Origin of the sequence: Brooklawnia sp. (assembly GCF_049651565.1) — a bacterium.
Taxonomy (GTDB): domain Bacteria; phylum Actinomycetota; class Actinomycetes; order Propionibacteriales; family Propionibacteriaceae; genus Brooklawnia.
Genome location: NZ_JBASCI010000052.1, coordinates 1 through 12,597 on the forward strand (window position 1 = coordinate 1; position 12,597 = coordinate 12,597).

Below are 12,597 nucleotides of genomic sequence, written 5' to 3' on the forward strand. Positions count from 1 at the left end.
ATCTCCAGCACCGCCTCCACCGAGGCGACCGCCGAGGTGGACGCCACGGCGAGCAGCCAGCCGGCGGCCCGCGCCTCGTCCACCAGCCGGGCCACGCCGGGCCGCGGTGGCACCTGGCCGGTGGCGATCAGATCGGTGTAGTGGCCGGTCTTGCGACGATGCCAGTCGAGCAGCAGCTCGCGCTGCCCGTCCTCATCGGCCGGCAGACCATGCTCGGCGACGAACTGCGGGGTCAGCATGGTGGCCATCCGCTCCTTGCCGCCGCCTATCTTGAGCTTCTCGCCGTACACCTCCTCCGACCAGGTCACCGGCAGCCCGACCTCGGCGAAGGTCCGGTTGAAGGCGGGCAGGTGAGCGAAGCGCTCGGTATCGGCGAGCACGCCGTCGCAGTCGAATATCAGGGCGTTGGTCACTGCTCCAGTACCTCCTGGCTACGGTTGGCCGACCCGAACATGCGCGGCAGTTCCGAGATCGACGCGGTCACCGCGGTGGTGATGGCGTCGAACATGCTCGGTGGATCCCACTCGTCGGCGGCCTCGGCCGCCCTGAGGAACTCCAGCGCGCCCTTCATGTAGCTGATCTTGCACTGGGTCGAGATGTTGATCTTGGAAACGCCGGCGTCGATGAAGCTGCGGAACTCCTCGGGGCTGAGCCCGGTACCACCGTGCAGGACGACCCGTCGGCCGCTGGCCTGGCGGACCTGCCGGGCCCGGTCGAACAGCAGCTCCGGGGCCGCCGAGTACAGGCCATGGGCGGTGCCGAGCTGCGGGGCCAGCATGTCGGTATCGGTGCGGTTGGCCACGTCGGCCAACTGCTGCACCGAGTAGGAGTGCACCGCCTCGTCGGAGCCGACCCCGTCCTCGACGCCGATGATGTTCTCGATCTCCGATTCCACCGACAGCCCGGCTGCGTGCGCCTTGGTCACCACTTCGCGAGTCTCGCGTTCGGCGGTGGCCAGGTCGCGGTCGGAGGCATCGAACAGCACCGACGACCACCCGGCCTCGATCACCTCGTCGATCAGGTCGAGGTCGGGGCAGTGGTCGAGGTGCAACGCCAGCGGCACCGGGGATTCGTCCGCCAGCCGGTCGAACAGGTCGGTGATCAGGCCGACCCCCTGGGTGCGTGCGGTCTTGGTGGAGATCTGGATGATGAACGGCGACGAGCACTCCTGCGCGGCGCCGATAACGCCGCGCATGCTGAACTCGTCGAAGACGTTGACTGCGGGAACGGCGTAGCCGTGCCGTTCGGCGTGGGTGAGCATTGCCAGAGTCGGGTACTTCACGTCGACCTCCCATCCTGAGTTGTATAGACAACCCTAGCGCGGTTTGGGGTCGACGGCAAGGGCGCCTCGTGAACGCCACTTACCCATACCTGTGTGGGGTCGAACCTCAGCCGCCGGAGGTGTCCAGCTCGGCCTCGCCGAGGTCGAGGTCGAGCCCGCAGCGATCGTCCAGCCAGCCCCAGGGCATGGTCACCTTCGATCGCGGGCTGCCCTGCCGGCCGCGTGGACGTCCCAGCTCGGCGACCGGGTAGTCGGCCGCAGGATCGAGCTGGCTGAGCAGGTCGTCCAGTTCTGCCAGGCTGGCGACCATTCCGAGCGCGTGGCGCAGCTCTCCGCCAACCGGAAACCCCTTGAAGTACCAGGCCATGTGCTTGCGCAGGTCCTTCATGCCGTGCGATTCACCCCACAGCCGGACCAGCAGTTCGCCGTGCCTGCGCACGACGCCGGCCACCGCCGCCAGGTTGGGCAGGCTGGTGACCTGCCGGCCCGCGAAGGCGGCCGCCAGGTCGCCGAACAGCCAGGGACGGCCCAGGCAGCCGCGTCCAATCTCCACCCCGGCGCAGCCGGTCTGGTCCACCATCGCCACCGCGTCGGCGGCCTCCCAGATGTCGCCGTTGCCCAGCACCGGGATCTCGACCGCCTGCACCAGTTCGGCGATGGCGTCCCAGTTCGCCTTGCCCGAGTAGGCCTGGGCGACGGTACGGGCGTGCAGGCAGATCGCCGCCACCCCCGCGTCCTGGGCGATGCGGCCGACGTCGAGGAAGGTCGGGTGGTCGTCGTCGATGCCGATCCGGGTCTTGACGGTCACCGGCACCCCGTACCGGTCGGCGGCCCGCACGGCGCTGGTCATGATCGCCCGGATGAGGTCGAGCTTCCAGGGCAGGACGCCGCCGCCCCCCTTGCGGGTCACCTTCGGCACCGGGCAGCCGAAGTTGAGATCGATGTGGTGGACGCCGAAGCTCTCGCACAGGATGCCAACCGCAACCTCCAGCGAGGCGGGGTCGACACCGTAGGTCTGCGCCGAGCGGACCTCTTCCTCCGGCCAGAAGGTGAGCATCTCGGCAGTCCTCGAGTCGCCGACGACCAGCCCGCGGGCGGTGATCATCTCGCACACGTAGAGCCCGGCGCCCTGCTCACGGCAGAGCTGGCGGTACGCCGCGTTGGTGACCCCGGCCATCGGGGCGAGGACGACCGGGGTGTCGACGACCAGTGCTTCCGGGTTCGACGGGGACCCCAGCCGCAGCGGTTCCAGCAGGGTGGTGGAGACGCTCACCCGGTCAAGGATATGCGGGCGTTCAGGGCTTGCCGGACGGCTGGGCCTTCGTCCGCACCTCGCCGGTTCTGACCGGCTCCACGGTCTTCGGCGTGCCATTGGGCCTGGCGAGCTCGCCGACCTTCTTGACCTCGGGTTCCTTCGAGGCCACGACTGCCCTGGTAACCTCGACGACCAGAGCCTGGTCGGTGAACATCACCGGTGCCCGCAGGACGCCGGCGGCCAGCTGCGCGCCGGTCAGTTCGATGGGTTCGCCCTGCCAGGACTCGGGCAGTTGGACCACCTGGTCGCCGAAGACGACGCTGACCCGGTAGCGGGTCTCCGGGTCCAGACCGGGCAGCGGGATCAGGCCGTGGTTGCTCGGACCGGCCATCGCCAACTGGGCGATGGCGAAGATGCCGCCCTGCCCGTTGACCACGCCGTGCACCCGCAGTTCGAGGTCCGGCCAGTCCAGCCGGACCATCCGTCCGGTGTGCAGCAGGCCGCGGTGCTGCTTGTACCAGTCGATCCAACCAGCCAGGATGTCCAGCTCCTCCTCGTCGGCCTCGGTCAGGTCCCACTCGACGCCAAGGTGACCGAAGACCGCGGTGGCCGCCCGCATCGGCAGACCCACCTCGCGTCCCGAGGTCTGTGACGGCGAGGACGCGATGTGCGAGCCGACCAGCTCCGGGCTGACGAGCTGCTTGGTCCACCAGTCGATCTGCTGCCGCTCCAGCGGGTCCATGCAGTCGGACGCCCAGACCCGGTCGGTGCGCTGCAGAACCTCCAGGTCGATGCGCGCGCCACCCGAGCTGCAGGACTCGATCTCCAGGCCGGGGCGCAGCGCCTTCAGCTCCTCCATCAGCCGGTAGGCGGCCATCGTCTGGTCGTGGACGGCGGCGCGTCCGGTCGCGGTGGACCCCGCCTCCACCAGGTCGCGGTTGTGGTCCCACTTGAGGTAGTCGATGTCGTAGGTCTGCAGGATCTCGGCGAGCTGGTCGCGGACGTGGGCGTACGCCTCCGGGATGGTCAGGTTGAGCACCTGTTGGTGCCGGGCCTCGACCGGCAACCGGCCGGCCGGCTGCAGCACCCACTCGGGATGGGCGCGGGCCAGTTCGGAGTCCATGTTGACCATCTCGGGTTCGACCCACAGCCCGAACTGCATGCCGGCCTGCTTCACCGCGTCGACCAGCGGTTGCAGCCCGTCCGGCCAGACGTCCGGGCTCACCACCCAGTCGCCCAGGCCCGCCCGGTCGTCGCGACGGCCGCCGAACCAGCCATCGTCCAGCACGAACCGCTCGACGCCGACTCTGGCGCCCAGCTCGACCAGCTCCAGCAGCGTGGCCAGGTCGTGGTCGTAGTAGACCGCCTCCCAGACGTTCAGCGTCACCGGGCGCGGCGTGCTGGGGTGGCGCGGCCGGGCCCGCAGCCAGTTGTGGAAGCGTCCGGCCACCTCGTCCAGGCCTTCGCCATGGCTGGCGTAGACCCACGGGCCGAGGTACTGCTCGCCGCCGGCCAGCACCATCTCGCCCGGCAGCAGCAGCTCACCGCCGCCCAGCAGTTGGTAGCCGTTGTTGGTGCGCTCGGCGTAGTGCACGTGGTTGCCGCTCCATGCGGTGTGCACCGCCCAGATCGCGCCCCGGGCGTAGCCGAAGCCGGGGGTACCAGCGATCAACTGGTAGGCGGAGTCGGGTCCGGTGCGGCCGCGCCGGTTCTCCCGGCGGTGCTCACCGACGATCAGCGGGACGCGTTGGGGTTGGCGTTCCTTGCCCCAACGACCGGCGAAGTCGAGCAGTTCGCGGGCCTGCCCCGGCACCGGGAGCGCGACCAGCAGTTCGTCGACCTGGTAGGGCGCCTCGGCCAGGTTGCGGACGCCCGCCCGCACCCTGACCAGGCCTTGCGGGGTGAGGACGGCTACGATCTCCAGTTCCAGGGCGGCGGCCTCGTCGACGGCCAGCGTCCGGATCAGGCCGGCGCCGGAGTTGCGCACGCCCTCGGCGACCGGCCGGCCGTCGAGTTCCAGCGAGGTGACCTCGAACCGGGGCGACCAGTCGAGACCCTGCCGGGACCCGGACAGGCCGGGCCGACCGGCCCACCCGGTGTGTGCCTCGGGCACGATCGCCACCCGGAGCGGATCATCGACCTGGTCGAGCGCCGGCCTCGCCTTGGCCCGCCGGAGCGATCGCCAGTCGGTCTCGGTCACCTCGCCCAGGTCGGCACCCCAGTGCAGGATCTCGGGCAGCCGACCGGAGTCGACGTCCACGAGCAGCGAGATACCGCTTGCCCGAAGGGCCACCAGTGCATCAATCGTCATGTCAAGCCCTGTCTTTCATGGCCCGGCCAGCGCACTCGGCCGGGACCGACTCATCCTGTCACGCACCCTCGGCAGGAGCGGACGTTACTCAACCATTTCCAGGTTTCGGCGTTCGGGCAGCAGCAGCGCACTGGCCGCTGCGATGAGGAAGGACGCCGCGAACACTCCGAAGACCATCGGGTTGCCGCCGGCGGCGAGCAGCAACGGGACGCTCAGCGGGGCGATGATGGCCGCCACCCGGCCGGCCGCGGACGCCGCCCCGGTCCCGGTGCCCCGCATCGCGGTCGGGTAGATCTCGGGACCGATCGCGTACAGCGCGCCCCACGCGCCCAGGTTGAAGAAGCTCAGCGCGCAGCCGGCCGCGATGATCCCGGCGGGGCTGGATTGCAGCCCGAACAGCGCGGCGGCCACCCCAGAGCCGAGCAGGAACGTGGCCAGCGTGGAGCGGCGTCCCCAGACCTCGATCAGCCAGGCCGCCATTGCGTAGCCGGGCAACTGCGCCAGGGTGATCAGCAGCGTGTACTCGAACGACCGCACCAGCGAGTGGCCTTGCCGGAACAGCAGCGTCGGCAACCAGGTGAACGCCCCGTAGTAGCTGAGGTTGACGAAGAACCAGACCGCCCACAGCGCGATCGTCCGCCTGCGGAACTGGGGAGCGAAGATGGCCGGCTGTTCGCCGGCCGGCTCCACGCTGGTGGGGGTCTCGGCGACCGCCCGGTCGAATTCGGCCGGCGGCGTGACGCCGGATCGTTCCTCGAACGCCCGAACCGACTGCTCGGCCTCGGCGGTGCGTCCCCTCGACTCCAGGAAACGGACGGATTCGGGCAGGCTGCGACGCACCACCAGTGCGTAGAAGGCCGGCACGATGCCGACCAGCAGCGCCCAGCGCCAGCCCGGCCAGCCACCGATCTCGCGGGGCACCAGGAAGTAGCCCAGCAACGCGGCCATGATCCAGCCGATCGCCCAGAAGCTCTCCAGCCACACCACCATCCGGCCGCGGATCCGTTGCGGCGCGAACTCGCTGACCAGCGTGGACGCGACCGGAAGTTCGGCCCCCAGGCCGAGCCCGACGACGAAGCGCAGCGCGATCAGCATGGCGACCCCGACCGAGAACGCCGCCATCCCGGTTGCCAGCCCGTAGACCAGCAGGGTCAGTGCGAAGACGTTGCGCCGTCCGATCCGGTCTGCCAGCAGGCCGCCGACCGAAGCGCCGATCATCATCCCGACGAACCCGATGGAGCCGATCCAGCTCAACTGGGTGTTGCTGAGCGCCCACTGGGCGGCCAGCGCGGTCATCACGTAGCTGATCAGTCCGACGTCCATGGCGTCGAGCGCCCAGCCGATGCCGGAGCCGACCAGCAGCTTGCCGTGTTCGCGGCCGAACCGGAGCCGGTCGAGGCGTTCGGCCCGGGTCGGCAGCGTGGTGCCAGGCGTGGTGGTCGGATCGCTCATGGCGCCTCCAGGATCTGTGGTTGCCGATCCGTCAGCAGCCGGCCAACCGCTCGGCCAGGTAGTACTGCACCTGCGAGATCGCCACCCGCTGCTGCGCCATGGTGTCGCGCTCGCGGACGGTCACCGCGTCATCGTCGAGGGTGTCGAAGTCGACGGTGACGCAGAACGGGGTGCCGATCTCATCCTGTCGGCGGTAACGCTTGCCGATCGCCTGCGCGTCGTCGAAGTCCACGTTCCAGTACTGGCGCAACCGGGCCGCCAGGTCGCGGGCCTTGGGCGACAGCGCCTCGTTGCGGCTCAGCGGGAGCACCGCCGCCTTGACCGGCGCCAGCCGCGGGTCGAGCTTCAGCAGCACGCGGGTGTCGACACCGCCCTTGGTGTTGGGTGCCTGGTCCTCGGCGTAGGCCTCGACCAGGAACGCCATCAGCGAGCGGGTCAGCCCGGCCGCAGGCTCGATAACGTACGGGGTGTAGTGCTCGCCCTTGCCCTGGTCGAAGTACTCCAAGGTGGTGCCGGAGTGCCTGGTGTGGGTCGACAGGTCGAAGTCGGTGCGGTTTGCGATGCCCTCCAGTTCGCCCCAGTCCGAGCCGGCGAAGCCGAACTTGTACTCGATGTCGACGGTGCGCTTGGAGTAGTGGGAGAGCTTGGCCTTGGGGTGCTCGTAGAACCGCAGGTTTCCCTCCGACAGACCCAGCCCGACGTACCAGTCCTTGCGGGCGTCGATCCAGTACTGGTGCCATTCCTCATCGGTGCCGGGCTCGACGAAGAACTCCATCTCCATCTGCTCGAATTCGCGGGTGCGGAAGATGAAGTTGCCCGGGGTGATCTCGTTGCGGAAGCTCTTGCCGACCTGGGCAACGCCGAACGGCGGCTTCTGACGGGTGGCGTTGAGCACGTTCTTGAAATTGACGAAGATGCCCTGGGCGGTCTCCGGACGCAGATAGTGCAGACCCGACTCGTCCTCGATCGGCCCCAGGTAGGTCTTGAGCATCATGTTGAAGTCGCGCGGTTCGGTGTACTGGCCGCGGTTGCCACAGTTCGGGCAGGGCACCTCGTTGAGCGCGACCGCGTCCTCCTCCAACCCGTGCCGGTTCGCGTACTCCTCCACGAGTTGGTCGGCCCGCCAGCGCTTGTGGCAGCTCAGGCACTCGACCAGCGGATCACTGAAGACCGAGACGTGGCCGGACGCCACCCAGACCTCGCGCGGCAGGATGACCGAGGAATCCAGGCCGACCACGTCGTCCCGGCTGGTCACCATGTTGCGCCACCACTGCCGCTTGATGTTCTCCTTGAGTTCGACACCGAGCGGGCCGTAGTCCCAGGCAGCCCGGGTGCCCCCGTAGATCTCGCCGCAGGGGAAGACGAAACCCCGCCGCTTGCAGAGGTTGATGACCTTGTCGAGAGTGCTTTCCGCCATGAATGCCCCACATGATCCGGTCCCCGTCGACGGGGACGAGTCCCCCGGTACCTGGCTGGCATCGGGTGCGACGCTCCGGGCAGCTCGCCCGCACGTCCAACAGACAGGCTATCGGTTGCCCACCGAAACACGAATCCCGCTCCAGCGCCCCACCCGACTCCCGATCAGCGGCCCACCCAACTCCGGCCACGCCGCCCACCCGACTTGCGCAGCCACCCGACAGCAAGCGATAATGATTATCATGCTTGATCCGCGTCCCCGTTTCCGGACGCTGGCCGTGCTGGCCGGCGCAGCCGCCCTGCTCCTGTCCTCGTGCGCATCGCAGGCCCAGCCCGGCGGCGCCGATGACCACGTTGCCATCGTGGTGGGCGCCTACCCCTTCCAGTTCGCCGCCGAACGGGTCGCCGGGGAGCATGCCGAGGTCACCAACCTGCTGGCTCCGGGGGCGGACAGCCACGGGCTCGAGTTGTCGCCGCAACAGGTCGCCACGGTCACCGGGGCCGACCTGGTTGTCCACCAGTCCGGCTACCAGCCGGCGCTGGACGAGGTGATCGCCCAGCAGCAGCCCACCCGGGTGCTGGACACCGGCGACTTCGTCCGCCTGCTGCCGGCATCCGGCCACGGCGAGGCCCACGAGCACTCCGCCGACGATGACCACGATCACGACCACGGCGGCTACGACCCGCATGTCTGGCTCGACCCGACCAACCTCGTCCGGATCGGCGACCAGATCGCCGCGCAACTCGCCCAGGCCGATCCCGGCAACGCCGACACGTACCGGGCCAACGCCGCCGACCTGGCCGCCGAACTCACCGAGCTGGACGAGCAGTTCGCTGCCGGTCTGGCCAACTGCCGCACCGAGACCTTCATCACCAACCACGCCGCGTTCGGCTACCTGGCCGACCGCTACCACCTGCACCAGGTCGCGATCAGTGGCCTGTCCGCCGAGGCCGAGCCCAGTCCCGCGCGGATCGCCGAGGTGCAACAGATCGCCCGCGATCACGACCTGACCACGATCTTCTACGAGACCTCGGTGTCGCCCAAGCTCGCCGAGGCCATCGCGTCCGACCTCGGGCTGCAGACCGACGTCCTCGACCCGCTGGAAACCCTCGCCCCCGACGCCCGGGGTGCCGACTACCTGGAGGTCATGACCGCCAACCTCGATGCCCTCAGGAAGGCCAACGGATGCCGGTGAACGACCACGTGATCCACGCCAGCCAGGTGGACACCTGGCTGGGCGACCAGCAGATCCTGTTCGGCATCGACCTCGATGTCGCCGCCGGTGAGGTGGTCGCGCTGCTGGGCGGCAACGGGTCGGGCAAGACGACGCTGCTGCGCACCCTGTTGGGGCTGGTACCGCACCAGTCCGGCACCATCGAACTGTTCGGACGCGAACTGGCGCGCTTCCACGACTGGTCGCGCATCGGCTACGTGCCGCAGCGGGGACGACTGCAGGTCTCCGGCGCCACGGTTGACGAGGTCGTCATGCTTGGCCGGCTGGCCAGGCGCAAGCTGTTCCGACTACCCGGACGGGCTGACCGGGAAGCCTGCGACAAGGCGCTGCAGCGGGTCGGGCTCGCCGGGTTCGGTCGCCGGACGATGTCCCAGTTGTCCGGCGGCCAGCAACAGCGGGCGATGATCGCCCGGGCGTTGGCCGGGCAGGCCGACCTGCTGGTCTTGGATGAGCCGCTGGCCGCCCTCGACGTGCGCACCCAGACCAGCCTGGCGCGGCTACTCGGCAGGCTGCACGCCGACGGCCTGACCATCCTGGTCGTCCTGCACGAACTGGGTGCCATGGAGCCGCTGCTCACCCGCAGCGTCGTGCTGCAGCTGGGCCGGGTGATCCACGACGGTCCGTTGGTGTCCGGCGCTGCGCTGGATGACTGCCTGGCACCCGAGGCCGACCCGCACGACGAGGCGATCCTGGCACCGCAACTGGCTCCCGTCCCCCCGAGAGCGAACTGACATGGGGCTGCTGGCATTCGACTTCATGGTGCGGGCTCTGGTCGCGGGCGCGCTGACCGGGGTGATGGCGCCCGCCGTCGGCACCTACATCGTGCAACGCCGGCTCAGCCTGCTCGGTGACGGCCTGGGGCACGTCGCCATCGCCGGCGTCGGCCTGGCGCTGCTGACCGGTCAGGCCCCGGTTCCGGTGGCAATCGTCGTCACCGTCGCCGGAGCGGTCGCCATCGAACTGCTCCGGCAGTCCGGCCGCGCGACCGGCGACGTGGGGCTGGCCATCCTCTTCTACGGCGGGCTGGCCGCCGGCGTCCTGATGGCCGGGCTGGCCGGGCATGGTGCGGGCAGCCTGTCGCAGTACCTGTTCGGATCACTGACCTCGGTCAGCGGCGGCGACGTGCTCGTGGTGGCAGCGATGGCCGTCGTGGTGCTGACCTGCGCGCTGGGCCTGTCACCGCAACTGTTCGCGGTCGGCGCTGACGAGGACTACGCCCGCACTCAGGGCCTGCCCACCCGGGCGTTGAACCTGCTCATAGTTGTCCTGGCCGCGATCACCGTGGCGATCTCGATGCGGACGGTCGGCCTGCTGCTGGTCAGCGCGTTGATGGTCATCCCGGTCGCCATCAGCCAGAACGTGGTGCGCGGGTTTCGGCGCGGGCTGGGCACCTCGATGGTCCTCGGGCTGGTGCTGTCGGTCGGCGGGGTGGTGGCGTCCTACCACCTGGACTCGGCCACCGGACCGACAATCGTGGTGCTTGCGGTGCTGGTCTTCGTGTTGACGCTGCCGCTCAGTTCGATACTCGAACGCCACCGGCGAGCCCACCACCCCGATCCGACCGAGGAGGAGCCGCTGTTCGAACGGGCCGAACCGCATGAGTCGATGACCGAGGCCCACGACCGCATCGCGGTGCTGCACGGCGACCACGTCGACTACCTGCACGGCGGCCACCGCCATGCACCACACGGAGACCACTTCGATGAACACTGACCAGACCATCGTCACTGGCCCCAGCGCGCCGCGGCCCCGGCTGACTCGGCAACGCCAACTGATCGTCGACCGGCTGGACGGCGCGGACGAGTTCCTCACCGCCCAGCAGGTGCACGGAGCACTGCGATCCGAGGGGGAATCCATCGGCCTGGCCACCGTCTACCGCGGGTTGCAGTGGCTGGTGGACGCCGGCCTGGTCGACACCATCCGCACCCAGGACGGCGAGGCGGCCTACCGGAGGTGCTCACCGGCCCACCACCACCACCTGATCTGTCGCCGCTGCGGCCGGGCGGTCGAGGTGGCCGGTGAGGCGCTGGAGGCGTGGTCGCAGCAGGTGGCGGCCCAGCACGGCTTCCGTGAGCCTGAGCACTTCGCCGAGGTCTACGGAATCTGTTCGACCTGTTGACGCCGGGTACAGAAACCTTGCAGCCAACTCACAGCGCACCCACAGAATGATCGGGTTGTCTCAATGGCAGACACAGGAGGAACCGATGAGCAATGACCCAATGCCGAACCCGTGGAGTCGTGAGGGCTCCGGGCCCGGCGACCAGCCCGGCCAGTGGACAGCGCCAGACCAGCCAGCCCCCCAGCCGGGCACGAACTACCCGCCGCCTGCTGCCAGCGAGCAGCAGCCCGGATACGACACCCAACGCCTCACCGGCGAGCAGCAGCCCGGCTACGACACCCAACGCCTCACCGGTGAGCAGCAGCCCGCAGCCGCCACACAGACCGCGGTCGCCGAGCAGGGCAACCGATCGAACCCGGGCGGCTGGCTGCCCGTCCTGATCGCGGCATTGATCGTCGGCCTGATCGGCGGCGGACTGGCCGGGTACGCGGTTACCCGGTTCAACCCCACCCCACAGGCGGTGCAGACCGATGTCGTGCAGGCCGACCCGTCGGCCCCGGACTGGACGGCGGTCGCCGAAGCGGCCACCCAGGCCGTGGTGGCGATCCAGGTCGTCGGCAGCGACGGCAGCGCCGGCCAGGGGTCGGGTGTGGTCATCGACGCCGAAGGGCACATCGTGACCAACAACCACGTGGTGGCCACCAGCGGCGCCCGATCACTGATCAGCGTGACGCTCGGCAACGTCACCTACGCCGCCACCATCGTCGGCACCGATCCCTCCACCGATCTGGCGGTCATCCAGTTGACCGATCCGCCCGCCGAACTGTCGGTGATGGGCTTCGCCGATCCGGACAGCGTCCGGGTGGGTGACCCGGTGATGGCGATCGGCAACCCGCTCGGCCTGAACGACACCGTCACCACCGGCATCGTGTCGGCGCTGAACCGGCCGGTGACAACCCAGGCGATCACCGACACCCCGGCGACCCAGGCGTCCGACCTGGTGGTGACCGCGGCGATCCAGACCAACGCGGCCATCAACCCGGGCAACTCCGGCGGTGCTCTGGTGAACGAATCCGGCCAGTTGGTGGGCGTCACCTCGTCGATCGCCACGCTGTCGTCCTCGCGGGACAGCCAGGCTGGCAACATCGGCCTCGGCTTCGCGATCGCTTCCGACCAGGTGCAGTACGTGGCCGAACAGCTGATCAGCCAGGGCTACGCCGACCAGCCCCAGATCGGCCTGTCGGCGTCCGACACCACCGGCGTCGGGCAGTTGGGTGCCCGGGTGGTGCGGATCAACGAGGGCTCGCCGGCCGAACAGGCCGGCATCCAGGTCGGTGACCTGATCACCGCCCTGGACGGCGAGCCGGTCTCCTCCACCGAGTCCCTGGTGGCCCAGGTGCGCGCCGGACGGGTTGGCGAACAGATCGTGCTTACCGTCGTCCGCGACGGCCAGACCCAGGAGATCACGGTCACCCCGATCGCAGCCGCCCGCTAGCCAGCCTGGAGTTGCTGCCGCCACCTGCCCTCGCGGCGGGTGGCGGCTCAGCGTTCGACCAGTGGCAGCGACCGCAGCCCCCGGTCGAGGTG

At 69.5% G+C, this 12,597-nt stretch carries 11 protein-coding genes; 5 read left to right on the forward strand and 6 right to left on the reverse strand.

Annotation, left to right across the window (positions count from 1 at the left end):
• The 6 genes from WBL05_RS02535 to WBL05_RS02560 all read right to left on the reverse strand — a co-directional run.
• Nucleotides 1-413: HAD family hydrolase (locus WBL05_RS02535; protein WP_424223528.1), on the reverse strand; the 413-nt coding region annotated here is incomplete at its 3' end.
• Nucleotides 410-1,282 (reverse strand): class II fructose-bisphosphate aldolase, encoded by an 873-nt coding sequence (locus WBL05_RS02540; protein ID WP_424223529.1) that lies wholly within the window; start codon nt 1,280-1,282, stop codon nt 410-412. The genes WBL05_RS02535 and WBL05_RS02540, both read right to left, overlap by 4 nt.
• 106 nt (nt 1,283-1,388) lie before the next feature.
• The gene (gene dusB / locus WBL05_RS02545) at nt 1,389-2,555 is read right to left on the reverse strand and encodes a tRNA dihydrouridine synthase DusB (RefSeq protein WP_424223530.1); all 1,167 of its coding nucleotides are present in this window, start codon (nt 2,553-2,555) and stop codon (nt 1,389-1,391) included.
• 22 nt (nt 2,556-2,577) lie between these two features.
• Entirely contained in the window at nt 2,578-4,848 is a 2,271-nt protein-coding gene (locus WBL05_RS02550) for an alpha-galactosidase (RefSeq protein WP_424223531.1), read from the reverse strand.
• A gap of 84 nt (nt 4,849-4,932) precedes the next feature.
• Nucleotides 4,933-6,300, reverse strand: a complete 1,368-nt coding sequence (locus tag WBL05_RS02555) for an MFS transporter (protein WP_424223532.1) — start codon at nt 6,298-6,300, stop codon at nt 4,933-4,935.
• A 31-nt stretch (nt 6,301-6,331) separates the two neighbouring features.
• Nucleotides 6,332-7,717, reverse strand: coding sequence for a glycine--tRNA ligase (locus WBL05_RS02560; RefSeq protein WP_424223533.1), 1,386 nt, complete (start codon nt 7,715-7,717; stop codon nt 6,332-6,334).
• A gap of 241 nt (nt 7,718-7,958) precedes the next feature.
• Here WBL05_RS02560 and WBL05_RS02565 point away from each other — a divergent pair, with 241 nt between their 5' ends.
• The 5 genes from WBL05_RS02565 to WBL05_RS02585 all read left to right on the forward strand — a co-directional run bounded on the left by WBL05_RS02565 (nt 7,959) and on the right by WBL05_RS02585 (nt 12,505).
• Nucleotides 7,959-8,912: a metal ABC transporter substrate-binding protein gene (locus tag WBL05_RS02565; RefSeq protein WP_424223534.1), complete on the forward strand. Its 954-nt coding sequence runs from the start codon at nt 7,959-7,961 to the stop codon at nt 8,910-8,912.
• Nucleotides 8,903-9,682, forward strand: coding sequence for a metal ABC transporter ATP-binding protein (locus WBL05_RS02570; protein ID WP_424223536.1), 780 nt, complete (start codon nt 8,903-8,905; stop codon nt 9,680-9,682). The genes WBL05_RS02565 and WBL05_RS02570 overlap by 10 nt, the downstream gene beginning before the upstream one ends.
• A gap of 1 nt (nt 9,683) precedes the next feature.
• A complete protein-coding gene (locus tag WBL05_RS02575; protein WP_424223538.1) occupies nt 9,684-10,664 on the forward strand; it encodes a metal ABC transporter permease in 981 nt (326 codons plus the stop codon).
• Nucleotides 10,654-11,070 (forward strand): Fur family transcriptional regulator, encoded by a 417-nt coding sequence (locus tag WBL05_RS02580; RefSeq protein WP_424223539.1) that lies wholly within the window; start codon nt 10,654-10,656, stop codon nt 11,068-11,070. Before WBL05_RS02575 ends, WBL05_RS02580 begins: the two co-directional genes overlap by 11 nt.
• Before the next feature lie 85 nt (nt 11,071-11,155).
• The gene (locus tag WBL05_RS02585) at nt 11,156-12,505 is read left to right on the forward strand and encodes a S1C family serine protease (protein WP_424223541.1); all 1,350 of its coding nucleotides are present in this window, start codon (nt 11,156-11,158) and stop codon (nt 12,503-12,505) included.
• The last annotated feature ends 92 nt before the right edge of the window (nt 12,506-12,597 follow it).

Coding starts and splice junctions, on each gene's coding strand:
- WBL05_RS02580 (WP_424223539.1), top strand. CDS start 10,654: ATGAACACTGACCAGACCATCGTCACTGGCCCCAGCGCGCCGCGGCCC.
- WBL05_RS02560 (WP_424223533.1), bottom strand. CDS start 7,717: ATGGCGGAAAGCACTCTCGACAAGGTCATCAACCTCTGCAAGCGGCGG.
- WBL05_RS02565 (WP_424223534.1), top strand. CDS start 7,959: ATGCTTGATCCGCGTCCCCGTTTCCGGACGCTGGCCGTGCTGGCCGGC.
- WBL05_RS02550 (WP_424223531.1), bottom strand. CDS start 4,848: ATGACGATTGATGCACTGGTGGCCCTTCGGGCAAGCGGTATCTCGCTG.
- WBL05_RS02575 (WP_424223538.1), top strand. CDS start 9,684: ATGGGGCTGCTGGCATTCGACTTCATGGTGCGGGCTCTGGTCGCGGGC.
- WBL05_RS02570 (WP_424223536.1), top strand. CDS start 8,903: ATGCCGGTGAACGACCACGTGATCCACGCCAGCCAGGTGGACACCTGG.
- WBL05_RS02585 (WP_424223541.1), top strand. CDS start 11,156: ATGAGCAATGACCCAATGCCGAACCCGTGGAGTCGTGAGGGCTCCGGG.
- WBL05_RS02555 (WP_424223532.1), bottom strand. CDS start 6,300: ATGAGCGATCCGACCACCACGCCTGGCACCACGCTGCCGACCCGGGCC.